Raw genomic sequence first — 24,328 nt, forward strand, 5'->3', positions numbered from 1 at the left:
TGTGTTTTTTGAGGGCCTGCAATGTCCGTTGACACCGTTCCGACTCCTTCCACGCCACCTCTTTCCGCGAACCTCGAGCCCTCTTCCCCGTCCGCGTCCTTCCAGCGGCCCCATATTCGCCTGACCTCGCACGCGGGCGGCTTCGGCGCCCTGCCCATCCAGTGGGGCGCCGCTACCGCCGCCGAACGCGGCCCGGTGGTCGGCACCACGACCAAGCGCGCGCATCGCAACGTGATCGGCACGCACAGCGGCTCCTACAGCGTCTACCGTGCGCTGGCCGTCGCGGCCGGTGCGCTCAAGCGCGAGCACAAGGCCGACCTCACCAACACCGCGCCGACCGACGTGATCGGCCCTTATCCGCAGTGGAGCGAGCCCGGCCGCATCGTCTCGCTCGATCCCTGGGGCGCGCTGGTGGCCGACGTGTTCTCCACCGAATTGGCGGCAGGCTACGACATCCGTCCCACCATCGCCATCACCAAGGCGCACGTGATCCTGCCCGAGGTGATCGAGGCGCTGCAGACCGGCCGCCTGAAGGCCGACGGCAAGTTCCTCACGGCCGGCGGCGCGGCGATGGTCACCAAGGCGGCGATCGAGCCGGTCTGGTACCTGCCCGAGGTCGCCAAGCGCTTCGGCTGCTCCGAGACCGACCTGCGCCGCGTGCTCTTCGAAGAGACCGGCGGCATGTACCCCGAGCTCGTGACGCGCTCCGACCTCGAGGTGTTCCTGCCCCCCATCGGCGGCCAGACCCTCTACATCTTCGGCAATGCGCGCGACCTGGCCAACCCGGACGTCGAGCTCACCGCGCGCATCCACGACGAGTGCAACGGCTCCGACGTGTTCGGTTCCGACATCTGCACCTGCCGGCCCTACCTCACGCATGCGATCGAAGAGTGCATCCGCGGCGCGCAGCGCGGCGGCGTCGGGTTGATCGCCTACTCGCGCAAGGAAGGCAGGGCGCTGGGCGAAGTGACCAAGTTCCTGGTCTACAACGCACGCAAGCGCCAGCTGGGCGGCGACACCGCCGACCAGTATTTCGCGCGCACCGAGTGCGTGGCCGGCGTGCAGGACATGCGCTTCCAGGAGCTGATGCCCGACGTCTTCCATTGGCTCGGCATCCGCAAGATCCATCGCCTGGTCTCGATGAGCAACATGAAGTTCGACGCCATCACCGGCTCCGGCATCGAGATCGGCACGCGCGTGAACATCCCCGACGAACTGATCCCGGCCGACGCCCGCGTCGAGATGGACGCCAAGATGGCGGCCGGCTACTTTACGCCCGGCCTGGTGCCGGATGCCGAGGAACTCAAGAAGGCCAAGGGCCGGAAGCTGGATCAATGAGCGCCGCCCGGCCGCCCGAAGGCGCGGGCCCCCTTGAGGGGGGTGGCGCCGTACACGAAGTGACAAGCCTGGGGGAGTACGAATGAGCAAGGACAACTACGGGCTCGATCCCGATCGCCCCACCTCGAACGCGGCCGTGCGCCATGCCGATGCCGACGGTCATGTCGATCCGGCGCTCGAATTCGTGGCCGACACCACGCAGCCCGCGGGTGCCGCGGCCTTCCTGCGCACCACCCGGGCGGTACGCATCCGCGCCGCCCAATTGCTGGGGCGGGCGCGCCGCGGCGAGTCTGAATGGTTCACCATCGGCGACGAGGCTGCGCTCGAAGACACCGCCCGCACCGTGGCCGAGGTGACGCGCGAACGCTACCCCTGGGACACCATCCCGTACCACAGCCGCTGGCGCCACTTCGAGGCCGGCAACGTGAACCGCCTCAAGGAACTCGATCGGCTGCTGGGCCCCGTGGACGGGCCCCACCGCGCCCGCGCCCACATCGACCTGGTGCTGGTGAGCGTGCTGCTCGATGCCGGCGCCGGACCCGAATGGCACTACATCGAGCCGTCCACCGGCAAGCGCTTCACGCGCTCCGAAGGCCTGGGCGTCGCCAGCTTCCACGCCTTCACGAGCGGCCTTTTCTCCTCCAACCCCGACCGCCCGCTGCAAGCCGACGCGGCCGGCCTGCGCGGCCTGGTGACCGACCGCCTGGGCGACGCCTTCCAGGTCAGCGAAGTCAATCCGATCGTGGGCCTCGCGGGCCGCGCCACGCTGCTGCGCCGGCTCGGCGAAGCCATGAGCGAACAGCCTGAGACCTTCGGCGACGACGGCCGGCCGGGCGGCATCTTCGACGCGCTGGTCAGCCCGCTGGGGCCGGCCGCGCCGCCGACGGCCGAGACCACGGCGCACGAGATCCTCTCGCTGCTGCTCGAATCGCTGTCGCGCATCTGGCCTGCCGCCAATGCGATCGACAGCCTCGCGGCCGATGGCAGCGATGCCGCCGGCGGCATCGGCTCAGGCGACCCGGCACTGGCGCTGGGCGACTGCTGGCGCCACAGCGCGGTGCGCGGGCCGGGGCTCACCAACGGCTGGATGCCCTTCCACAAGCTCTCGCAATGGCTGACCTATTCGCTGCTCGAGCCTTTCGAGTGGGCCGGCGTCAAAGTGCGCCATCTCGAGGCGCTGACCGCCTTGCCCGAGTACCGCAACGGCGGCCTCCTGCTCGACAGCGGCGTGATCGTGCCCAGGGACCCGGCCTTGCTCGAACGCACATGGAAGGTGGGCGACGAGTTCATCGTCGAATGGCGCGCGCTCACCGTCGCGCTGCTCGACGAGCTCGCGCCCCGGGTGCGCAAAGTGCTCGACCGCAGCGAAGAAGAGCTGCCGCTGGCCCGCATTCTGGAAGGCGGCACCTGGGCTGCCGGCCGGGCGATGGCACAACGCTTGCGTGGCGGTGAGCCACCCTTGCGCATCGAGAGCGACGGCACGGTCTTCTAGACTTCTCTTTTTTTCATAACAACTCTCTCATGAGCAACGTCCACCTCGTCGACCATCCCCTCGTCCAGCACAAACTCACGCTGATGCGCCGCAAGGAAGCCAGCACCAACAGCTTCCGGCGCTTGCTCAACGAGATCAGCATGCTGATGGCCTACGAGGTCACGCGCGACATGCCGATGCAGGACATCGAGATCGAGACCCCGCTCGAGACGATGAACGCCAAGGTGATCGATGGCAAGAAGGTGGTGCTGGTCTCCATCCTGCGCGCCGGCACCGGCATTCTCGACGGCATGCTGAGCGTGGTGCCGGGTGCGCGCGTGGGCCACATCGGCCTGTACCGCGACCCCAAGACGCTGACCGCGGTCGAGTACTACTTCAAGATGCCCGGCGGCATGGAAGAGCGCGACGCCATCGTGGTCGACCCGATGCTGGCCACCGGCAATTCGGCGGTCGCCGCGGTGGAGCGGCTCAAGGAACTGAACCCGAAATCGATCAAGTTCGTCTGCCTGCTGACCTGCCCCGAGGGCATCAAGACCTTCCGGGTCGCGCACCCCGACGTGCCGATCTACACCGCCGCCATCGATCGCGAGCTCAACAGCCACGGCTACATCCTGCCGGGCCTGGGCGATGCCGGCGACCGCATCTTCGGCACGAAATGATGCTCGCCCCCAGGCTACGCGCACTTCGTGTCGCTTTGCCAACCCCCTACCGGGGGCAACACCAGCGGCCCGGCAAAGCCGGTTCCGCGGTGTTTCACGAAGAGATCCAGGATCGTTCGGACCAGCGATTTTTTGCAACCTGAGGAGAAGCCCGTGTTCCTACGCCGTCATCTGATCATCCGTTCGGTCGCCATCGCCGCCGCGCTCGCGGCCGGTGCGCCCGGCGTTGCGCTCGCGCAGGCCAAGCTCAAGGTGGCGGCGGTCTACACCGTGCCCTTCGAGCAGCAATGGGTGGGCCGCATCCACAAGGCGCTGAAGGCTGCGGAGGCGCGCGGCGAGATCGAATACAAGGCGACCGAGAACGTCGCCAACGCCGACTACGAGCGCGTGATGCGCGAGTACGCGCAGGCCGGCAACCAGCTGATCCTCGGCGAGGTCTTCGGCGTCGAGGCAGCCGCACGCAAGGTGGCGAAGGACTTCACGAAGACGGCCTTCCTGATGGGCTCCTCGCTCAAACCGCAGGCGCCCAACTTCTCGGTCTTCGACAACTACATCCAGGAGCCGGCTTACCTCTCCGGCATGGTGGCCGGCGGCATGACCAAGACCAACAAGATCGGCATGGTCGGCGGCTTCCCGATTCCCGAGGTCAACCGGCTGATGAACGCTTTCATGGCCGGCGCGAAGGAAACCAATCCGAAGGTGGAGTTCAGCGTGAGCTTCATCAACAGCTGGTTCGATCCGCCCAAGGCCAAGGAAGCCGCCTTCGCGATGATCGACAAGGGCGCCGACGTCATGTACGCCGAGCGCTTCGGCGTCAGCGACGCGGCCAAGGAAAAGGGCAAGCTCGCGATCGGCAACGTGATCAATACGCAGGACAAATACCCCGACACCGTGGTCGCCTCGGCGCTCTGGAATTTCGAGCCATCGGCGGACCGTGCGATCAAGCTGGTGAAGGAAGGCAAGTTCGTGGCCGAGGACTACGGCCCGTATTCGATGATGAAGCACAAGGGCTCCGAGCTGGCGCCGCTGGGCACCTTCGAAAAGAAGGTGCCGGCCGACATCGTCGCCAAGGTCAAGGCCAGGGAGGCCGAGATCCTTTCCGGCAAGTTCACGGTAAAAGTGGACGACGGCCAGCCGAAGTCCACGGCAAAGTGAAGCTCTCCCCCAGGCTTCGCGCGCTGCGTGTCGCTGCGCCAACCCCCTCACCGGGGGCAACACCAGCGGCCCGGCAAAGCCGGTTCCGCGGTGTTTCCCGAACGAAGGCCGCCGCTGCGCGGGGCCTTTGTCCCAACTGAGAATAATTGTTGGCGACCGTCCTCTCGCTTCGGGCCATCACCAAGCGCTTCGGCACGCTGGTCGCCAACGATGCCATCTCGCTCGAACTGCGCTCCGGTGAAGTGCTGGCGCTCCTGGGCGAGAACGGCGCCGGCAAGTCCACGCTGATGTCGATCCTGTTCGGCCACTACACAGCCGACGCGGGCGAGATCGAGGCCTTCGGCCGGCCGCTCGCGCCCGGCAATCCGAAGGCGGCGCTGGCCGCGGGCGTGGGCATGGTGCACCAGCACTTCACGCTGGCGGACAACTTGAGCGTGCTCGACAACGTGATGATAGGCACCGAGCCGCTGTGGCAGGGCTTCTCGCGGCGCAGTGCGGCGCGTGCCAGGCTGCTCGAAGTTTCGCGGCGCTTCGGCCTGCCGGTGCAGCCGGACGCAACGATCGGCAGCCTCTCGGTCGGCGAGCGGCAGCGCGTCGAGATCCTCAAGGCGCTGTACCGCGGCGCGCGCATCCTGATCCTCGACGAGCCCACCGCCGTGCTGACGCCGCAGGAGAGCGAGGCGCTGTTCCGCACACTGGCGCAGATGGTGGCGCAGGGCCTGTCGATCATCTTCATCAGTCACAAGCTGGCCGAGGTGCTGCGCGTGTCGCATCGCATCGCGGTGCTGCGCGGCGGCAAGCTGGTAGCCCAAGCGCGCACCTCCGAGACCACGCAGGCGCAGCTCGCGCAGTGGATGGTCGGCCATGCGATCGAAGGCGTGGTGCGCAGCCCGGCGCGGCAGGTGGGCGACGCGGTCTGCGTGCTGGACCATGTGCAAACGGCAGGCAGCGGTCACGACCGGCTGACGGATGTGACGCTCACCCTCAGGGCCGGCGAGATCACGGCGATCGCGGGCGTTTCGGGCAATGGCCAGGTCGCGCTGGCGGAGCTGCTCTGCGGCACGCGCCGCGCCACCGGCGGCACGGCTCAGCTGATGGGACGTGCCTTGCCGGCATCGCCTGCGCGGCTGGTCCAGCGCAGCGTGGCGCGCATCCCGGAAGACCGGCACGCGGTCGGCGTGGTGGGCGACCTGCCGGTGTGGGAAAACGCAGTGTCCGAGCGTCTACGCAGCACGGCCTTCTCGCGCTGGCTGTGGGTGCGGCGCGCTGGCGCACGCGCGCATGCGCGGCGCATCGAGAAAGCCTACGACGTGCGCGGCGCCGGGCTCGAATCGCCTGCGCGCTCGCTCTCGGGTGGCAACATGCAGAAGCTGATCCTCGGGCGGGCACTGCTGGCGCCCGATGCGCCGAAGAGCCATGGCAAGACCGGGCGCCTGATCGTGGCGCACCAGCCGACCTGGGGCCTGGACGTCGGCGCCGTCGCCTATGTGCAGCAGCAACTGATCGCGGCGCGCGATGCCGGCGCCGCGGTGCTCTTGATCTCCGACGATCTCGACGAGGTGCTCGCGCTGGGCGACCGCGTGGCCGTGATGCACGGCGGCCAGCTCGGCGAGCCGCGGCCGGCCTCGGCCTGGACGCGCGAAGCCATCGGCTTGGCGATGGCCGGTTCATGAGCGCAGCGCCGGGCCGCCCCAAGCGAGCTCGCGCCCCCTCCGGAGGCAGCGAGGACACGCAGTGCCGAGCGTGGGGGCCACATCCATGAGGCTGGAGCGTCGTCATGAAATATCTCGCGCGGCCCTGGTGCTCGCGCCCTTCGGCGCGGTCGTGTTCACCATGCTGGTCAGCGCGCTGCTGGTGCTCTGGGCCGGCGCACCGGTAGGCCGCACCTACGCCCTGCTGCTGCAAGGCGGCTTCGGTTCGGTGTTCGCCTGGAGCGAAACGCTGACGCGCGCCATTCCGCTGGTCCTTACGGGGCTGGCCGCCACCGTGGCCTTCAAGGCCCGGCTCTTCAACATCGGCGCCGAGGGCCAGCTCTACGGCGGCGCGCTCGCGGCCGTGGCCGTCGGCGGGCTGCATGGCGGCACCGGCTTCGCGCTCCCGACCTGGCTGCTGTTCCCGCTGATGATGGGCGCGGCTGCGACCGTCGGCGCCCTGCTGCTGCTCGGACCGGCGCTGATGAAGAACAAGCTCGGCGTCGACGAGGTGGTGACCACGCTGCTCTTCAACTTCATCGTGCTGCTCGGCGTCTCGGCGATGCTCGACGGGCCGATGAAGGACCCGACGGCGATGGGCTGGCCGCAGAGCGTGTCGCTGCAGCCCGAGCTCGAACTCGGCCGGCTGATCGCGCAGACCCGCGTGCACACCGGCCTGTTGTGGGCCGGCGCGCTGGCTGTTTTGGTCTGGGTGCTGTTCAAGTACACGGTGATCGGCTTCGACATCCGTGCGACCGGCGCGAATGCGCGCGCTGCCGCCTTTGCGGGCGTGCCGGTCACGCGCACCGTCGTGCTGGTGGCGCTGCTTTCGGGCGCGCTGGCCGGGCTGGCGGGCGCGATCGAGGTGGCGGGCCGCACCAGCTACGTCACGCTCGACATGTCGCCGGGCTACGGCTACAGCGGCATCGTGATCGCGATGCTGGCCGGGCTGCATCCCCTGGGCGTGCTGGCGGCGGGCGTGTTCGTCGCCGGCGTCCTGGTGGGCGCCGACACCATGAGCCGCGCGATCGGCGTGCCGACCTACATCGCCGACGTGATCGTGGCGGCCTCGCTGATCGCGGTGCTGGTGGCGACCTTGCTCACGCAATACCGGGCGCGATGGAGATGAGCGACATCGCCGACATCCTGTCGAACGCCTCGTTCTGGGTCGCGGTGCTGCGCATCGCCACGCCGCTGATCTTCGGCACGCTGGGCGTGCTGCTGTGCGAGCGCGCGGGCGTGCTGAACCTCGGCATCGAAGGAATCATGGTTGCGGGCGCCTTCGCCGGCTGGCTCGCCGTGTATGCCGGAGCGCCGCTGTGGATCGGCGTCGCGGTGGCCGCGCTGACGGGCGCGGTCTTCGGCCTGCTGCATGCCTTTCTCACCGTCGGGCTCGCGCTGTCGCAGCATGTGTCGGGCCTCGGCATCACGCTGCTGGCGACGGCGCTCAGCTACTACGGCTACCGCGTGAGCTTTCCGAAGGTGAACACGCCGCCGACAGTGACGCCCTTCGCGCCGATGGAGTGGCTGCATGTCCCGGTGCTCGATGCGCAGACGCCGCTCACGCTGTTCGCCCTCTTGCTGGTGCCGGTGCTCGCGTACATCCTGTACCGCACGCCGCTGGGCCTGGCGCTGCGCATGGTCGGCGAGAACCCGCAGGCGGCGGAGGGCCAGGGCGTCTCGGTGGCCGCCACGCGCAGCGGCGCCATCGTCGCCGGCTCGGCGCTGATGGGCGTGGCGGGTTCCTTCCTCACGCTATCGGCCTTCAACGCCTTTTTCTTCAACATGGTCAACGGCCGCGGCTGGATCTGCGTGGCGCTGGTGGTGTTCGCCTCCTGGCGGCCCGGCAAGGCCCTGCTGGGCGCGCTGCTCTTCGCTTTTTTCGACGCGCTGCAACTGCGGCTGCAACAATCGGGCGATGCCGTGCTGCCCTACCAGCTCTACCTGATGCTTCCCTATGTGCTGTCGATCGTGGCACTGGTGCTGGTGGCGCGCAGGGCCAGCTATCCACAAGCCCTCATGAAGCCGTACCGCAAAGGCGAACGCTGAAGCCATGCTCGATCTTCTGATTCACAACGCCACCCTCCCCGACGGCCGCACCGGCATGTCGATTGCCGTGCAGGACGGCCGCATCGTCGAAGTGACGGCGAGCCTCGATGCACCGGCGCACGAAAAGCTCGACGCTCAGGACCTGCTGGTCGCGCCGCATTTCGTCGACCCGCACTTCCACATGGACGCGACGCTGAGCTACGGCCAGCCGCGCGTCAACCAGAGCGGCACGCTGCTCGAAGGCATCGCACTGTGGGGCGAGCTCAAGCCGCTTCTCACGGCCGAGGCGCTGATCGAACGCGCACTCGCCTACTGCGACTGGGCCGTCGCCAAGGGCCTGCTCGCGATCCGCAGCCATGTGGACACCAGCGACCCGAGCCTGCTCGCGGTCGATGCGCTGCTCGAAGTCAAGCGGCGCGTATCACCCTACCTGGACCTGCAGCTGGTCGCCTTCCCGCAGGACGGCGTGCTGCGCTCGTCCGGCGGCGTAGCCAACCTGAAACGCGCGCTCGACAAGGGCGTGGACGTGGTCGGCGGCATTCCGCACTTCGAACGCACCATGGCCGATGGCGCCGCGAGCGTGAAGCTCTTGTGCGAGCTGGCTGCCGAGCGCGGCCTGCCGGTGGACATGCACTGCGACGAATCGGACGACCCGCTTTCGCGCCACATCGAGACGCTGGCCTTCGAAACGCAGCGCCTCGGACTGCAGGGCCGGGTCACCGGCTCGCACTGCACCTCGATGCATTCGATGGACAACTACTACGTGAGCAAGCTGCTGCCGCTCATCGCCGAGGCCGGCGTCAGCGTGGTTGCCAACCCGCTGATCAACATCACGCTGCAGGGCCGCCACGACAGCTACCCCAAGCGGCGCGGCATGACGCGCGTGCCCGAGCTGATGCGCCAAGGCGTGAACGTCGCCTTCGGCCACGACTGCGTGATGGACCCCTGGTACGGCATGGGTTCGGGCGACATGCTGGAGGTCGCGCACATGGGCCTGCACGTGGCGCAGATGACGAGCCAGAGCGGCATCCGGCAGTGCTTCGACGCGGTCACGGTCAATGCCGCGAAAGTGTTCGGACTCGAAGGCTACGGCCTCGAAGCGGGCTGCGATGCGAGCTTCGTGCTGCTGCAGGCGCGCGATTCCGTAGAGGCGATCCGGCTGCGCGCGACGCGGCTCAAGGTGTATCGCAAGGGCCGACTGCTGGCCGAGACGCCGGCTGCAACGGCGGCCCTGCACCTGGCGGACCGGCCGGCGGCCACAGCCTGGATGCATCCGAAGAACTGAGCTCAGGCCAGCGCAGCGACCGCGCGCCACATATGGACCTTCGATAGAAAGATGCCGCCCTGCGCGACGGCGAACGGTTCGACGCCGAAGGCGGCAAAGCCGCAGCGCTCGTAGAGCGCCTGCGCGGCATCGTTGCCCTCGGTCACCGTCAACTGGACCAGTTTGACGCCCTCGCGCGCCGCAGCCTCGGCGAGCAGGCCCAGCACCAGCCGGCGGCCGAAGCCGCCTTGCCGGGCGGCCGGCGCGACATACATGCCGAACAGCTTCGCCTTGTGCCGCGATCTCTCGCCCGAGTCGAAAAGAATGCCGGCCGCGCCCGCCAGCAGGCCCTGGGGGGCGAACGCACCCAGCACGATCTGCCGTGCCATCGTCGATGCATCGAGCCGTTCCGTCCACCATGACAAGGGCAGCGTGCCGCGCTCGGCCACCGTCGAGGTGAAGGCGTCGGGATGGCGCTCGTAGGCTTCGAGCATGAGCGCCCGGTAGGCCTCGGCGTCGGCAGGAGTCAGGCGGCGAATGCTCATGGCCTCAGGACTTCACCGCTCTTCACTGCCCGTCGGGCAGGCTGTAGTCGAAGTCGTAGAAATGCTTGCCGCCTTCGATGCGGATCGCCAGCTTGCCCGCAAGCCCGGCAAGCTGGCCGGTGCCCGAATCGGGCACGACGACGATCGACAGTTGCTGCGCGCCGCGCGTCATGGTGCCGGTGTGCTGGAACACGAAGCTGCCCGCGCGGCCGTGCAGGCTGGCCGTTACGCGCTCGATGGCCACGTAGCCGGCAGAGCCCGGGATCGCGGTGACCGCGCTCAGCATCTCACCCTTGCCGGCGCCTTCAAGTTCGCCCTGGAACTTCTTGTCGAGCGACATGCGGCCAAGCGTCGCACCTTCGGTTTGCTCGCTCTGCCAAAGCGGCTGCATCTGTACTTCGAATGTGCCGCTTGCTTTCCCGTTCATGACTTCCATTCCTTTGCTCAAACCGAAGGCGCAATCGCCTCGGCATATTCGTAGAGCGCGCCGAGAATTTCTTCGCCCCGTTCGTCGGCCGTCTCCGCCAGCGCGTCGATCTCGGCGAAGAGCTGGTCGACATTGCGCACCCCGCCCTCGCCTTCGAGCAGGCGCGCGACGCGATGCGCTTCCCAGCGTTCGGTTTCCTCTTCGTTCAGCGTATCGGGGAAGTTGCGGGCCCGGTAGCGGAACAACAGCTCTTCGAGCCGCGGATCGTCGAAACCGGTGCGCGCGTGCGCGAGCTCGGCCGGCGAAAGGCTGCGCAGCTGCGTGAGCCGCCGCCGGTCGCCGTTGCCGACGAAGCCGCCGTAGAGGTCTTCGTCGACGTCCGGCGTTGCCTCGCGCGGGCGTTCGTACACCTGCGGCCAGATCGCGCTCATGTCGGGCAAGGCGGCCGCCAGCGCGGCGTTGCGCAGCGCCGCTTCGATATCGATGCTCCAGCGCGCGGCCATGGCCGGCGCCAAGGTCTTCAGGTTGCCGACCACCATCGGCGACTTGTTCAGGTGCACGCTCTTTACCGGCAGGCGCAGCACGCCCTCGGGCAGATCGGCGCTGCGCGTGAAGAGGCGCTGGCGCAGCGTCGCGACGTCGAGGTCGCGCAGCTCGCTCGGGTCGTGCGCCAGGTCCCAGGCGATCAGTTCGTTCTTGTTGGTCGGATGGCTTGCGAGCGGCCACATCACGGACAGGCAGCCGCGCTCGGCCGGGAACATGCCGGAAACGTGCAGGAAGGGCCGTGTCGTCTCGCGCGTGGCCGGCAGGCCGAGCTCGCTCGCGACCCGGTCCTTCTTGTGCAGCGCGAAGGCGAAGTCGAAGAGCCTGGGCTGCTTGTCGCGGATCAGGCGCGCCAGCGCGATGGTGGCACGCACATCCGACAGCGCATCGTGGGCCGATTCGTGGAGCAGCCCGTTGGCCCGTGCCAGGTCTTCGAGCTTGAAGCTCTGCGTGCCGTCCTCCTTCTTCGGCCACTCGATGCCGTCGGGCCGCAAGGCATAGGTGAGCCGAACGACGTCGAGCAGGTCCCAGCGGCCGCAATCGTTCTGCCACTCTCGCGCATACGGGTCGATGAGATTGCGCCAGAACAGGAAGCGCGTCACCTCGTCGTCGAAGCGGATGGTGTTGTAGCCGACGCCGATGGTGCCGGGCTGCGAGAACGCACGCTCGATCTGGGCGGCGAACTCATGCTCCGGAACGCCGCGTTCGAGGCAGATCTGCGGCGTGATGCCGGTGATCAGGCAGGCCTCCGGACTCGGCAGATAGTCCGGCGCGGGCTTGCAGTAGATCATCAAGGGCTCGCCGATCTCGTTGAGCGCAGCGTCGGTGCGGATGGCGGCGAACTGCGATGGCCGGTCGCGGCGCGGCACGGCACCGAAGGTTTCGTAGTCGTGCCAGAGGAAGGTTTGGGACATCGTCAGAGCAAAGGTGAGAAAAGGCGTGCCGTCGCGTCGCCGAGCTGGGGAAGGAAGCTGCGCTTCCGGTTGGCACGCACGGCCGCGGCGCTGTGAAGGTCGGTTTCGAACTGGGCGGCGAGCGGCTTGGCGAGCGCCGGTCCGTAGATGACGGCCGAGACCTCGAAGTTGAGCCGGAAGCTGCGGTTGTCGAAATTGGCGGTGCCGATCATCGCGCAGTTGTCGTCCACCACCAGCGTCTTGGAATGCAGCATGCGCGCCTTGTACTCCCAGATCTTGACGCCGGCCGCGATGAGCTCGTCGTAGTAGGAGCGCGCCGCGGCGCTCACGATCAGCGAGTCGCTGCGCCGCGGCACCAGGAGGCGCACATCGACGCCGCGCAGCGCAGCGCTGGTGAGCGCCATCAGTGCGGGCTCGCCGGGCACGAAGTACGGCGTGGTCAGCCAGGCGCGCTGCGCGGCCGAGTGGATGGCAGCGACATGCATGCGATGGATGGCTTCGAGGCCGCTGTCGGGGCCGCTGGTGATGATCTGCACCGGGATGTCGCCCGCGCCCTCCTCGGCCGGCAGGCGCGGCAGCAGCCTGTCGATGGCTTCGTCCATGCGGCGCGGGTCTTCGCCGGTGGCATAGGTCCAGTCTTCGAGAAAGGTGGTTTGCAGCCAGCGCACCGCGCTGCCTTCGATGCGCAGGTGGACGTCGTGATACGCGTCGGGCCGCACCCGCCGGTCTTCGTCGTCGGTGATGTTGACGCCGCCGGTGAAGCCGATGCGCCCGTCGCACACCACGATCTTTCGGTGGGTGCGGTAGTTGGTCACGGGCCGCAAGCGGCGGCCGATGCGGGTGTCGTGGAACAGCGCAATCTGGATGCCGGCAGCATGCATCGGCGCCATGAACTTGCGGCCGATGCGCTTGGAGCCGAGCGCATCGAGCAGCAGGCGCACAGTCACGCCCGCCCGCGCGCGTTCGACGAGCAGCTCGCGCAGCGCGGTGCCGATGGTGTCGGGCTCGAAGATGTAGTACTCGAGGTGGATGTGATCGCGTGCGCCGCTGATCGCCTCGAAGATGGCGTCGAAGGTGCTGGCGCCGCCGGACAGCAGATCGGCCGCCGTCGCGCTCGACACCGGCAGGCCGCAGGCGGCCGTTCCGAGCGCGGCCATCTGGCGCAGGGCCGGCGGCGCACGTTCCGCGGCCTCGCGCAGCGTGGCGACGTCGGCCGGCGCTTGGGCGATCGCACGGCTGCGCAGCCGCTTGAGGCGCTGCTTCTTCAAGCGCTGCGGCCCGAGGAAGTAGTAGATAACGAAGCCGGCGAAGGGCAGCAGCGCCAGCGAGAGAATCCAGCTCATCGTCGACACCGGCGCGCGCTTCTGCATCACGATCCAGACGGACAACACCGCGATGTAGCCGCTCCATGCCAGGGAGAGGCCGGTCTTCCATTCGTGGCTGAGCTCGGGGAGGATCAAGGGCGAAAGAGGTCGATGAATGAAAAAAGGCCGGTAGCGCAATGCTACCGGCCTCGGGAGTGGACTCCGGACGAGCGGATCAGCCCGTTGCAGCCTCTTCCGCTTCGGGCTTCGCGCGCCCTTCTTTCTTCGCGACCGGCTGGATGTCGAGCTGGACCTCTTCCTTGTCGTCGAGATCTACCGTCAGGCGGCCGCCCTCCTGGAGGCGACCGAACAGCAGCTCGTCGGCCAGGGCGCGGCGGATCGTGTCCTGGATCAGGCGCTGCATCGGCCGCGCGCCCATCAGCGGATCGAAGCCCTTCTTCGCCAGGTGCTTACGCAGCGCGTCGGTGAAGGTAACGTCGACCTTCTTCTCGGCCAGCTGGGTTTCGAGCTGCAGCAGGAACTTGTCGACCACGCGCAGGATGATCTGCTCGTCCAGAGCCTTGAAGCTCACGGTGGCGTCCAGGCGGTTGCGGAACTCCGGCGTGAACAGGCGCTTGATGTCGGCCATCTCGTCGCCCGCCTGGCGCGGGTTGGTGAAGCCGATGGTCGCCTTGTTCATGGTTTCGGCACCCGCATTGGTCGTCATGACGATGATGACGTTGCGGAAGTCGGCCTTGCGTCCGTTGTTGTCCGTCAGCGTGCCATGGTCCATGACCTGCAGCAGCACGTTGAAGATGTCCGGATGCGCCTTCTCGATTTCGTCGAGCAGGAGCACCGCGTGCGGCTTCTTCGTGATGGCCTCGGTCAGAAGGCCGCCCTGGTCGAAACCGACGTAGCCCGGAGGCGCACCGATCAGCCGGCTCACCGCATGGCGCTCCATGTACTCCGACATGTCGAAGCGGATCAGCTCGATGCCCATGATGTAGGCGAGCTGCTTGGCCGCTTCGGTCTTGCCGACGCCCGTGGGGCCGCTGAACAGGAAAGAGCCGATCGGCTTGTCTTCGCGGCCCAGGCCCGAACGCGCCATCTTGACGGCCGAGGCCAGCACCTCGAGGGCCTTGTCCTGTCCGAACACGACGCTCTTCAGGTCGCGCTCGATGTTCTGCAGCTTGCCGCGATCGTCGTTCGAGACGTTGGCCGGGGGAATGCGCGCGATCTTGGCGACGATTTCCTCGACCTCTGCCTTGCTGATGGTCTTCTTGCGCTTGTTCGCGGGCAGGATGCGCTGGGCGGCGCCGGCCTCATCGATGACGTCGATCGCCTTGTCGGGCAGATGACGGTCGTTGATGTACTTGGCGCTCAGCTCGGCCGCGGCCTGCAGCGCCGCCACGCCGTACTTCACGCCGTGGTGCTCCTCGAAGCGCGACTTCAGGCCCTTGAGGATGTCGACGGTTTCCTGCACCGTCGGCTCGACCACGTCGACCTTCTGGAAACGACGCGACAGGGCCGCATCCTTCTCGAAGATGCCGCGGTACTCGGTGAAGGTGGTCGCGCCGATGCACTTGAGCTGGCCGCTGGAAAGCGCCGGCTTGAGCAGGTTCGACGCATCGAGCGTGCCGCCCGACGCCGCTCCGGCGCCGATCAGCGTGTGGATCTCGTCGATGAAGAGGATCGCATTCGGCTTGTCCTTGAGCGACTTGAGCACGCCCTTCAGGCGCTGCTCGAAATCGCCGCGGTACTTGGTGCCGGCCAGGAGCGCGCCCATGTCGAGCGAGTAGACATGGGACTCGGCCAGGATCTCGGGCACGTCGTTCTGCGTGATGCGCCAGGCCAGGCCCTCGGCGATCGCCGTCTTGCCGACGCCGGCCTCACCCACCAGCAGCGGGTTGTTCTTGCGCCGGCGGCACAGGATCTGGATCACGCGCTCGACCTCGTACTCGCGGCCGATCAGCGGATCGATCTTGCCTTCCTTGGCAAGCTGGTTGAGGTTTTGCGTGAACTGCTCGAGCGGGGACGATTTCTCGTTCTTCTCGCCGCCGCCCTCCTCGCCTTCGCCGGAGGACGACTCGCTGCTGCCTTTGGCGGCTTCCGGCGGATCGCTCTTCTTGATGCCGTGGGCGATGAAGTTCACTACATCGAGGCGCGTCACGCCCTGCTGATGGAGGTAGTAGACCGCGTGCGAATCCTTTTCGCCGAAGATCGCGACCAGCACGTTGGCGCCGGTGACTTCCTTCTTGCCGTTGCCGGTGGATTGCACATGCATGATGGCGCGCTGGATCACGCGCTGGAAACCGAGCGTGGGCTGGGTATCCACATCGTCGGTACCCGCCACCTGGGGCGTGTTGTCCTTGATGAAATTGGTGAGGGACGCCCTGAGGTCGTCGACGTTGGCCGAGCAGGCGCGCAGAACCTCTGCGGCGCTCGGGTTGTCCAGCAAAGCGAGCAACAGGTGCTCCACCGTGATGAACTCGTGGCGCTGCTGCCTGGCTTCGACAAAAGCCATGTGCAAGCTGACTTCCAGTTCCTGGGCAATCATGTGATTTCCTTTTGCCTTGCTGTAAATAATTACTCAGATGGGTTGGAGCGCGATTTATTCAACCGGTTCACTGACGCACTGCAGCGGATGCCCGGCCTGGTGCGCCGCTTCCATCACCTGATTGACCTTCGTGGCCGCCATGTCGCGAGAATAGACCCCGCAGATGCCGCGACCGTCGAGATGAATCTTGAGCATGATCTGGGTGGCGGTCTCGCGGTCCTTGTTGAAGAACTCCTGGATCACGACGATCACGAACTCCATCGGCGTGTAGTCGTCGTTGAGCATCACCACCTGATACATCTGCGGCGGCGCGGTTTTTTGCGGCCGCCGCTCGATCACGACCGCATCGCCGTCGTCCCGCCCCGGCTTCACCGCCGGCGGCGTAGGGGGAGTCGAGGGGATTTTGGTAGCCATGAAAATCATTTTATAGAGGCGCCGCCGGTTGTACTTGCGCAACGGCACAACTGGTGGCGGCTTTGTGACATTCAAGACGGATGCCTGGGGAACTGCCGCCATCGGCGCATGCAAGCTGCGTGCCGCAGGCCCTCCACGAAAAAGCCCCGGCGCCTTGCGGGGCCGGGGCTTCGCACACGAGGCGTCAGCCGACGCTTCGGGCGCCGGAATTTACATGTTGTCGATCATCACCTGGCCGAAGCCCGAGCAGCTGACTTGTGTCGCGCCGTCCATCAGGCGGGCGAAGTCGTAGGTCACCTTCTTGCTGGCGATCGATTTTTCCATCGAGCGGATGATCAAGTCGGCCGCCTCGGTCCAGCCCATGTGGCGCAGCATCATCTCGGCCGAGAGGATCTCGGAACCGGGGTTTACGTAGTCCTTGCCGGCGTACTTGGGCGCCGTGCCGTGGGTGGCCTCGAACATGGCGACGGTGTCGCTCATGTTGGCGCCCGGGGCGATGCCGATGCCGCCGACCTGCGCCGCCAGCGCGTCGGACACGTAGTCGCCGTTCAGGTTCAGCGTGGCGATCACGCTGTACTCGGCCGGGCGCAGCAGGATTTGCTGCAGGAATGCGTCGGCGATCGAATCCTTGACGGTGATTTCCTTGCCGGTCTTGGGATTCTTGAACTTCATCCAGGGGCCGCCGTCGATCAGCTCGCCGCCGAATTCCTTGGCGGCCAGGCCATAAGCCCAGTCACGGAAGCCGCCTTCGGTGAATTTCATGATGTTGCCCTTGTGCACGATCGTCACGCTGGGCTTGTCGTTGTCGATCGCATACTGGATCGCCTTGCGCACCAGGCGCTCGGTACCTTCGCGCGACACCGGCTTGATGCCGATGCCCGAGGTGTTCGGGAAACGGATCTTCTTGACGCCGAATTCGTCCTGCAGGATCTTGATGAGCTTCTTGGCCTTTTCGCTTTCGGCTTCGAACTCGATGCCGGCGTAGATGTCTTCCGAGTTCTCGCGGAAGATCACCATGTTGGTCTTGTGCGGCTCCTTGACCGGGCTGGGCACGCCTTCGAAGTACTGGATGGGGCGCAGGCAGACATACAGGTCGAGTTCCTGGCGCAGCGCGACGTTGAGCGAGCGGATGCCGCCGCCGACCGGCGTGGTCAGCGGCCCCTTGATCGAGACCACGTAGTCGCGCACCGCATGCAGGGTTTCTTCGGGCAGCCAGACGTCGGGGCCGTAGACCTTCGTCGACTTCTCGCCGGCGTAGACCTCCATCCACTGGATCTTTTTCTTGCCGCCGTAGGTCTTTGCCACTGCCGCATCGACCACCTTGATCATCACGGGCGTGATGTCGAGACCGGTCCCGTCGCCCTCGATGAAGGGAATGATCGGCTGATCAGGCACATTGAGCGAGTTGTCGGCATTGACCGTGATCTTCTGGCCTTCGGCCGGGACTTTGATGTGCTGATAGCTGGACATGAGGCAAGGGCTCCGGGGATGAATTGAAGGCTGGAAAGACACTAGGTTTCCAGCCGGCTGAATAGCCGTAGAATTTTAGACGCAACCGGAGGAGTCCGAAGGCTCTGTCAACCGAGCCCATAGGGCTCTCGTTGTTGGCTGACCTTCTGCTGGCCGGGAGGCATTTTCAATCCATCTCCACAGAGGAACCCGTAATGAGCAAAGTTCTCGCAGTCATGATCGCCGGCCTGTTCGCCGTTGGCGCATATGCCCAGACGAAGCCCGCCGAAGTCGACCCCACAGCCAAGGGCAAGGCGGCCGAACGCGCCGAAGCCAAGAAAGACGCGAGGCCTGCCGGCCAGGTCAAAGCTCCTGGCGGCGACCAGGGCAAGGTGGCAGAGGGTAGCGGCGGCGTGACCGAGACCGGCGCCGACAAGGCCGCCCAGGCACGCCGTGACTCGCGCGATACGCGCCGTCCGGCCAAGGGCGGCGGCAAGAAGCCGGTTCCCGCGCAAGGCACCACGCCCCAGTAAGCTGGTTTGGCGCCACTAAAAGAAAGCGTTCTTCGGAACGCTTTTTTTCGTCTGCACTCAAGAAGATGTAAGCTTCAAGGCAAATTCATGCCCGCCTCAGCGGGCATTTTTGTTTGTATTCCACCGTTTTGAAAGTCGACCCATGTTCCAGCGTTTTGTGGCCCTGATTGCGCTGTCAGCTTCATTGATGACTCTTGCACACGGTCAGGAAGCTCAAACCAATCTCCAGCGCGTGAAGCTGTCTGCGGGCATGTATCAAATCGACGCGCAGGTCGCGCAGACCCCGGAACAGCGGCAGGTCGGCCTGATGTTCCGCAAGGAAATGCCGCAAACCGAGGGCATGATCTTTGTCTTCGAGCAGCCCGCGACCCAATGTTTCTGGATGAAGAACACCCTGCTTCCACTCACCGCAGCCTTCGTGGCAGACGATGGCCGCATCGTCAACCTGGCCGACATGAAGCCGCTGACCGAGGAGTCGCATTGTTCCGAAGAGCCGGTGCGCTTCGTGCTCGAGATGAACCAGGGCTGGTTCGCCAAGAAGAACATCAAGAAGGGGGCGAAGCTCGGCGGCGACCTGTTTGCGGCCAGGCGCTGAACCATCCGCCCGCTCATGAAAAAGCCGACCCGCAGGTCGGCTTTTTTGCAAGGCCTCGACTCAACCGAAGTTCTTGGCCGCGAAGTCCCAGTTCACCAGCTTGGCCAGGAAGGTCTCCACGTACTTGGGCCGCAGGTTGCGGTAGTCGATGTAGTAGGCGTGCTCCCAGACGTCGACCGTCAGCAGCGCCGTGTCGCCCGTGGTCAGCGGCGTGCCCGCTGCACCCATGTTCACGATGTCCACCGCGCCGTCGGCCTTCTTCACCAGCCAGGTCCAGCCCGAGCCGAAGTTGCCCACCGCCGACTTCACGAAGGCTTCCTTGAAGGCCGCATAGCTGCCCCACTTGGCATCGATGGCCTTGGCCAGCGCGCCCGTGGGCTCGCCGCCGCCCGAAGGCTTCATGCAGTTCCAGAAAAAGGTGTGGTTCCAGATCTGGGCCGCGTTGTTGTAGATCCCGCCGCTGGACTTCTTGACGATCTCTTCGAGCGTCATGCTCTCGAACTCGGTGCCCTTTTGCAGGTTGTTCAGGTTCACCACGTAGGCGTTGTGATGCTTGCCGTAGTGGAATTCCATCGTTTCCTTCGAATACTCGGGCGCCAGGGCGTCCAGCGCGTACGGCAGGGGTGGGAGGACGTGTTCCATGTCTTTTCTCGCGGGTTGGTTGTGGGACGAAGCATTCTAAAAAGGAATCACGAGGCTCGCGTCGGACGCGTTCCCGTTGTCCCCGTTTGATTGACCGTCATGTCGATCGTGCCGTCGGCGAGGCGCGCGCGCACCGCATCGCCGGGTGTCAGGCCGCGCACGCTGGTCACGGCCTGCCCCTGTTCATTCGTGAGCCACGCGTAGCCGCGCTGCAGGACCAACGCCGGATCGAGCAGTTGCAGGCGCAGCGCAGCCCGTTCGAGCCGTTCCTTGCGCTGAACCAGGGCACGCGTGAACTTGAGCGGCAACTCCGCACGCAAGGCCTGCTGCGTTTGCGCGAGCCGCTGCGTCCTCGAGAGCACGGCGTATTGCAATCGTTGCGCATGATGCGCCAGGCGCAGGTGCTGCCGCGTCACCAGCGTCGATGGGCGCCCCAGCCTGCCTGCGGCCACATCGAGACGCTGGCTCAGGGTGTCGAGGCGCGCGGAGATCGCATCGCGCAGCCGCTCTTCGAGCAGATCGAGCGCACCGAGCCACGAATCGCGCGGAGCAGCGACGAGTTCGGCCGCGGCGGTCGGCGTTGGTGCGCGCAGGTCGGCGCAGAAGTCGGCGATGGTGAAGTCGGTTTCGTGGCCGACGCCGCTGATCACCGGCACCGGACTCTGCACGATCGTGCGTGCCAGCCACTCGTCGTTGAAGGCCCAAAGGTCCTCGATAGAGCCACCGCCGCGCACCAGCAGGATCACGTCGACCGCCGGCTGCAGCGCGTAGAGCGACTGCAGCGAGCGCACCAGCTCCGGCGGCGCGCCGGCACCCTGCACCGCTGCCGGCGCCAGCACCACGGAGATGTGCGGCACGCGGCGGCGCAATGCGGTGACGACGTCATGCAAGGCTGCCGCGCCAAGCGAGGTCACGACGCCGATCGCGCGCGGCATGGGGGGAAGCGGTCGCTTGCGGGCGGTATCGAAAAGACCCTCGGCCTCCAGCTGCGCCTTGCGCTGCAAAAACTGTTCGAACAGCGCGCCCTGCCCCGCTCGACGCAGGCTCTCGACCACCAGTTGCAGGTCGCCGCGCGGCTCGTACAACGCCAATCGGCCACGCACCTCGACCTGGTCGCCATCGCGCGGTGAGAAATCGAGCAGGCCTGCGGCGCGCCGGAACATGGCGCAGCGCAACTGGCCCGATTCGTCTTTCAGCGCAAAGTAGCAATGGCCGCTGGCCGCACGCGAAAACCCGGAAATCTCGCCGCGCACCGCGACCGGATTGAAGCGCGCCTCGAGCGCATCGGCCACCGCACGACACAGCGCGCCCACGGCCCAGACCCGTGGTCCCGCCGGAATTGCTTCACGCTCGTTCATGTCGCGGCGGCGTTACAGGCGGGCAGTCGTCCACAAGCGGGGGCGCTGCCTTCCGGCTGCACGAAGCATCCGCACGACACCCACGAGTTCACGTGCAAGCCATTGATCTGATTGAAAAAAATGCTGCTCAAAATTCAGTCGATCTGGCGGAAGGCCCGCCGCATATAGCCCCGGATGACTTGCGCCGAGGGTTAGCCACAAAGTTATCCACAGAAACTGTGCGTCTGAACCTACAGCGAATACAAATCGGAACAATGCTCCGCGGCAGTGGATAATCGCCGCGCATTTGCAGTCCACGGGGCCGGAGGAATACTTGTTTTCGATCATAGTTGCTGCGGGCTGGCCAATCTGGCCGCTGCTCGCTTGTTCGGTGATTGCGCTCGCGCTCGTCATCGAGAGATTCACCAGCCTGAAGACCTCCAAGGTCCTTCCGCCCAAGTTGCTCGACGAGGCCATCACGGTCTCGCGCACCGCGGTCCCGGGCCCGGACGTGGTGACGAAGCTGGAAAGAAACTCGGGGCTCGGCGAGGTGCTGGCCGCCGGCTTCCGCACTTTGAACTCCAACCCCCTCTCGACCGAAGACGATCTGCGCGCGTCTATGGAATCGGCCGGACGCGTGGTCGCGCATCGGCTCGAGCGCTACCTGCCGGCGCTCGCAACCATCGCGTCGGCGGCCCCGCTGCTGGGGCTGCTGGGCACGGTAGTCGGCATGATCGAGATCTTCGGTTCGCAGTCGCCCGCCAGCGGCGCGGTCGGCACCGGCAACCCGGCCCAGCTGGCGCACGGTATCTCGGTGGCGCTCTACAACACCGCCTTCGGGCTGATCGTCGCGATCCCCGCCCTGATCTTCTGGCGCTATTTCCGCAGCCGGGTGGACGAATATCTGCTGAACCTGGAACTCGCCGGCGAACGCTTTGCCCGCCACCTGAATACGCTGCGGTCATGAACGCCCCCATGCTTGCCACTTCGTGTGCTGCGCTGTCCCCCGAGGGGGCGCCAGCCTCCTTGGGACGGCCCGGCGGAGGCTGGTCATGAGACGCATGCATTTCAGCCACGGCTCGAAGGAAGGGCCCGAGATCAACCTGATCCCGTTCATCGACGTCCTGCTGGTCGTGCTGATTTTCCTGATGCTCTCGACCACCTACAGCAAGTTCACCGAGATGCAGTTGCGCCTTCCGGTCGCCGACGTGGAGGCCCAGCGCGACTACCCGAAGGAAGTGATCGTCGCCGTGTCAGCCGACGGACGCTATTCGATCAACAAGACCCAGCTGCCCGACCGCAGTGTGGAGACGGTGGCCGCAGCGCTGGGCACCGCGGCGAACGGCGGCAAGGACAGCGTCGTCATCATCAGCGCCGATGCCAGTGCCGCCCATCAATCCGTGATCACGGTGATGGAAGGCGCGCGGCGCGCGGGCCTCATGCAAATCACCTTCGCCACGCAGTCGGCCGCGCAGGCGGGACGCTAGCTTGAGCCTGCAGCGTGCCTGGCTGCAACGCGGGACGCTCGCGCGGCTGCTGTGGCCTTTCTCGCTGCTCTATGGCGCCTTGGCTGCGATCCGGCGCGCGCTCTATCGCCTGGGCGTTCTGCAGACCGAGCGCGCCGGCGTGCCGGTGATCGTTGTCGGCAACGTGATCGCCGGCGGTTCCGGCAAGACGCCCGTCGTGATGGCGATCGTTCGGCACCTCCGAGCCCGAGGATGGAAGGTCGGCGTGGTGTCGCGCGGCTACGGGCGAGCGACCGACGACTGCCGCGCAGTGCAGGACGACAGCGATCCGCGCGAGGTCGGCGACGAGCCGGCGCTGATTCGCCGCTCGACCGCTGTGCCGGTCTTCGTGGCGCGGCAGCGTGCCGAAGCGGTGCGCGCCCTGCTGGCGCTTCATCCGGACACGCAGCTCATCGTGAGCGACGATGGCCTGCAGCACCTTGCGCTGGCGCGCGACATCGAGATCTGCGTCTTCGACGACCGTGGCACGGGCAACGGCTGGCTGCTGCCGGCCGGCCCGCTGCGCGAGCGTTGGCCGCGCCGCTGCGACCTGGTGATTCACACCGGTACGCGCCCCGCTTTCGCCGGCTTCACGGCGCGACGTGCGCTGGCTGACCATGCGCTGCGCCTCGATGGCACGCCGGTCCCGCTCGCCTCCCTGGCCGGCCGGGCGCTGGTCGCGGTCGCCGCGATCGCAAAGCCCGAGGCCTTCTTCCAGATGCTGCGCGAACGCGCCCTGGTACCGCAGCAGGGCATTGCATTGCCGGATCACCACGATTTCAGCGACTGGACGCCGCCACCGGGCAACGGCTACACGCTGATCTGCACCGAGAAAGACGCTGTGAAGCTGTGGCGCCGCGCCCCCGACGCGCTGGCGCTGCCGCTGGTGTTCGAACCCGAGCCCGCCTTCTTTTCAGCGCTCGATGCAAAGCTATCATCGCTCGATGGACACCAAGCTGCTTGAACTGCTCGTCTGCCCCGTGACCAAGGGTCCGCTCACATGGAACGCCGAGAAGCAGGAGCTCGCCTCGCGCAGCGCCCGCCTCGCCTACCCGGTGCGCGACGGCATCCCGGTGCTGCTCGAAACCGAGGCGCGCACGCTGTCGGACGAAGAGTTGGGACTTTGACCTTGCGGTTCACCGTCCTGATCCCGGCTCGGCTCGCGTCCACACGATTGCCCGACAAGCCTCTGGCCGATATTGCCGGCCTGCCGATGGTGGTGCGCGTCGCGCAGCGTGCGCTGCAATCGAGCGCCGAGCGCGTGGTGGTGGCCGCCGACGATGCGCGCATCGTCGATGCCTGCACGGCGCACGGCGTCCAGGCTCTGCTCACGCGCACCGACCACGCGAGCGGCAGCGATCGTCTCGCCGAGGCCTGTGCGCAGCTCGGCCTTGCCGACGACGCGATCGTCGTGAATGTCCAGGGCGACGAGCCGCTGATCGACCCGGCGTTGATCGACGCCGTGGCCCACACGCTCGCCTCGCACCCCGACGCCTCGATGAGCACGGCCGCCCACGCGATCGAATCCATCGACGACTTCCTCAATCCGAACGTCGTGAAAACCGTGCTCGACGCACAGGGCAATGCGCTGTACTTCAGTCGCGCACCGATTCCCTGCTGGCGCGATGGCTTCGCGAAAGGCGGGACCATGGTGTTGCCGGACTCGCCCGCTGCACTGCGCCACATCGGCATCTACGGCTACCGCGCCGGCTTCGTGCGCCAGTTTCCGAGCATGCCGCCGGCACCGGTCGAGGCCACGGAGGCCCTGGAACAGCTGCGCGCGCTGTGGCACGGGCATCGCATCGCCGTGCACGTAAGCGCCCATGCACCCGGGCCGGGCATCGACACGCCGGAAGATCTGGAGCGCGTCCGCGCACTGCTTTCCGACGCCTGATTTCGTCCCTGCGCAGGCCCA

At 66.6% G+C, this 24,328-nt stretch carries 24 protein-coding genes; 15 read left to right on the forward strand and 9 right to left on the reverse strand.

From position 1 onward, the window contains the following. The first annotated feature begins 21 nt into the window (after positions 1-21). The 8 genes from EJI01_RS02095 (at position 22) to EJI01_RS02130 (ending at position 9,669) form a co-directional block, all read left to right on the forward strand. Entirely contained in the window at positions 22-1,338 is a 1,317-nt protein-coding gene (locus tag EJI01_RS02095) for a GTP cyclohydrolase II (RefSeq protein ID WP_126835448.1), read from the forward strand. Positions 1,339-1,420: 82 nt separating this feature from the next. Then, positions 1,421-2,830: a URC4/urg3 family protein gene (locus tag EJI01_RS02100; protein ID WP_126835449.1), complete on the forward strand. Its 1,410-nt coding sequence runs from the start codon at positions 1,421-1,423 to the stop codon at positions 2,828-2,830. A gap of 29 nt (positions 2,831-2,859) precedes the next feature. After that, the gene (gene upp / locus EJI01_RS02105; protein WP_126835450.1) at positions 2,860-3,489 is read left to right on the forward strand and encodes a uracil phosphoribosyltransferase; all 630 of its coding nucleotides are present in this window, start codon (positions 2,860-2,862) and stop codon (positions 3,487-3,489) included. A gap of 153 nt (positions 3,490-3,642) precedes the next feature. Continuing rightward, complete coding sequence (locus EJI01_RS02110; RefSeq protein WP_126835451.1) at positions 3,643-4,644, forward strand: BMP family protein; 1,002 nt, start codon at positions 3,643-3,645, stop codon at positions 4,642-4,644. Between the two features lie 146 nt (positions 4,645-4,790). Continuing rightward, positions 4,791-6,317: an ABC transporter ATP-binding protein gene (locus EJI01_RS02115; protein WP_126835452.1), complete on the forward strand. Its 1,527-nt coding sequence runs from the start codon at positions 4,791-4,793 to the stop codon at positions 6,315-6,317. A gap of 85 nt (positions 6,318-6,402) precedes the next feature. Beyond that, on the forward strand, positions 6,403-7,464 hold the full coding sequence (locus EJI01_RS02120; RefSeq protein WP_126835453.1) for an ABC transporter permease: 1,062 nt from the start codon (positions 6,403-6,405) through the stop codon (positions 7,462-7,464). Continuing rightward, positions 7,461-8,384 (forward strand): ABC transporter permease, encoded by a 924-nt coding sequence (locus EJI01_RS02125; protein ID WP_126835454.1) that lies wholly within the window; start codon positions 7,461-7,463, stop codon positions 8,382-8,384. The genes EJI01_RS02120 and EJI01_RS02125 overlap by 4 nt, the downstream gene beginning before the upstream one ends. Before the next feature lie 4 nt (positions 8,385-8,388). Beyond that, positions 8,389-9,669, forward strand: a complete 1,281-nt coding sequence (locus EJI01_RS02130) for an amidohydrolase family protein (RefSeq protein WP_126835455.1) — start codon at positions 8,389-8,391, stop codon at positions 9,667-9,669. 2 nt (positions 9,670-9,671) lie between these two features. On the opposite strand, the gene EJI01_RS02135 is transcribed toward EJI01_RS02130, so the two are convergent. The 7 genes from EJI01_RS02135 to icd all read right to left on the reverse strand — a co-directional run bounded on the left by EJI01_RS02135 (position 9,672) and on the right by icd (position 17,822). Then, complete coding sequence (locus EJI01_RS02135) at positions 9,672-10,193, reverse strand: GNAT family N-acetyltransferase (RefSeq protein WP_126835456.1); 522 nt, start codon at positions 10,191-10,193, stop codon at positions 9,672-9,674. 22 nt (positions 10,194-10,215) lie between these two features. After that, entirely contained in the window at positions 10,216-10,620 is a 405-nt protein-coding gene (locus EJI01_RS02140) for a DUF3224 domain-containing protein (RefSeq protein WP_126835457.1), read from the reverse strand. Between the two features lie 17 nt (positions 10,621-10,637). Continuing rightward, a complete protein-coding gene (sbcB, locus tag EJI01_RS02145) occupies positions 10,638-12,077 on the reverse strand; it encodes an exodeoxyribonuclease I (protein ID WP_126835458.1) in 1,440 nt (479 codons plus the stop codon). A 2-nt stretch (positions 12,078-12,079) separates the two neighbouring features. Then, positions 12,080-13,537 (reverse strand): cardiolipin synthase, encoded by a 1,458-nt coding sequence (gene cls / locus EJI01_RS02150; protein ID WP_126835459.1) that lies wholly within the window; start codon positions 13,535-13,537, stop codon positions 12,080-12,082. Between the two features lie 79 nt (positions 13,538-13,616). Next, positions 13,617-15,938, reverse strand: a complete 2,322-nt coding sequence (gene clpA, locus EJI01_RS02155; RefSeq protein WP_126835460.1) for an ATP-dependent Clp protease ATP-binding subunit ClpA — start codon at positions 15,936-15,938, stop codon at positions 13,617-13,619. Positions 15,939-15,992: 54 nt separating this feature from the next. Beyond that, a complete protein-coding gene (clpS, locus tag EJI01_RS02160) occupies positions 15,993-16,352 on the reverse strand; it encodes an ATP-dependent Clp protease adapter ClpS (RefSeq protein ID WP_106559544.1) in 360 nt (119 codons plus the stop codon). Positions 16,353-16,562: 210 nt separating this feature from the next. Then, positions 16,563-17,822 carry an NADP-dependent isocitrate dehydrogenase gene (gene icd / locus EJI01_RS02165; protein ID WP_126835461.1) on the reverse strand — a complete coding sequence of 420 codons (1,260 nt, stop codon included), beginning with the start codon at positions 17,820-17,822 and terminating at the stop codon, positions 16,563-16,565. Positions 17,823-18,016: 194 nt separating this feature from the next. On the opposite strand from icd, the gene EJI01_RS02170 reads away from it, so the two are divergent. Both EJI01_RS02170 and EJI01_RS02175 read left to right on the forward strand, forming a co-directional pair. After that, the gene (locus tag EJI01_RS02170) at positions 18,017-18,334 is read left to right on the forward strand and encodes a cell envelope biogenesis protein TolA (protein ID WP_126835462.1); all 318 of its coding nucleotides are present in this window, start codon (positions 18,017-18,019) and stop codon (positions 18,332-18,334) included. A 142-nt stretch (positions 18,335-18,476) separates the two neighbouring features. Continuing rightward, positions 18,477-18,929: a DUF192 domain-containing protein gene (locus EJI01_RS02175; RefSeq protein WP_126835463.1), complete on the forward strand. Its 453-nt coding sequence runs from the start codon at positions 18,477-18,479 to the stop codon at positions 18,927-18,929. 60 nt (positions 18,930-18,989) lie between these two features. On the opposite strand, the gene EJI01_RS02180 is transcribed toward EJI01_RS02175, so the two are convergent. Further along, entirely contained in the window at positions 18,990-19,571 is a 582-nt protein-coding gene (locus EJI01_RS02180) for a superoxide dismutase (protein WP_126835464.1), read from the reverse strand. A gap of 47 nt (positions 19,572-19,618) precedes the next feature. Then, entirely contained in the window at positions 19,619-20,929 is a 1,311-nt protein-coding gene (gene xseA, locus EJI01_RS02185) for an exodeoxyribonuclease VII large subunit (RefSeq protein ID WP_126835465.1), read from the reverse strand. 313 nt (positions 20,930-21,242) lie between these two features. On the opposite strand from xseA, the gene EJI01_RS02190 reads away from it, so the two are divergent. The 5 genes from EJI01_RS02190 to kdsB all read left to right on the forward strand — a co-directional run bounded on the left by EJI01_RS02190 (position 21,243) and on the right by kdsB (position 24,307). Continuing rightward, positions 21,243-21,875: a MotA/TolQ/ExbB proton channel family protein gene (locus EJI01_RS02190; RefSeq protein ID WP_126835681.1), complete on the forward strand. Its 633-nt coding sequence runs from the start codon at positions 21,243-21,245 to the stop codon at positions 21,873-21,875. Between the two features lie 94 nt (positions 21,876-21,969). After that, entirely contained in the window at positions 21,970-22,395 is a 426-nt protein-coding gene (locus EJI01_RS02195; protein WP_126835682.1) for an ExbD/TolR family protein, read from the forward strand. A 1-nt stretch (position 22,396) separates the two neighbouring features. Further along, the gene (gene lpxK, locus EJI01_RS02200; protein ID WP_126835466.1) at positions 22,397-23,377 is read left to right on the forward strand and encodes a tetraacyldisaccharide 4'-kinase; all 981 of its coding nucleotides are present in this window, start codon (positions 22,397-22,399) and stop codon (positions 23,375-23,377) included. Continuing rightward, positions 23,358-23,540 (forward strand): Trm112 family protein, encoded by a 183-nt coding sequence (locus EJI01_RS02205; protein WP_093107755.1) that lies wholly within the window; start codon positions 23,358-23,360, stop codon positions 23,538-23,540. The genes lpxK and EJI01_RS02205 overlap by 20 nt, the downstream gene beginning before the upstream one ends. A gap of 2 nt (positions 23,541-23,542) precedes the next feature. Then, complete coding sequence (kdsB, locus tag EJI01_RS02210; RefSeq protein ID WP_126835467.1) at positions 23,543-24,307, forward strand: 3-deoxy-manno-octulosonate cytidylyltransferase; 765 nt, start codon at positions 23,543-23,545, stop codon at positions 24,305-24,307. Positions 24,308-24,328: the final 21 nt, after the last annotated feature.

Source organism: Variovorax sp. MHTC-1 (assembly GCF_003984645.1).
Lineage (GTDB): Bacteria > Pseudomonadota > Gammaproteobacteria > Burkholderiales > Burkholderiaceae_C > Variovorax.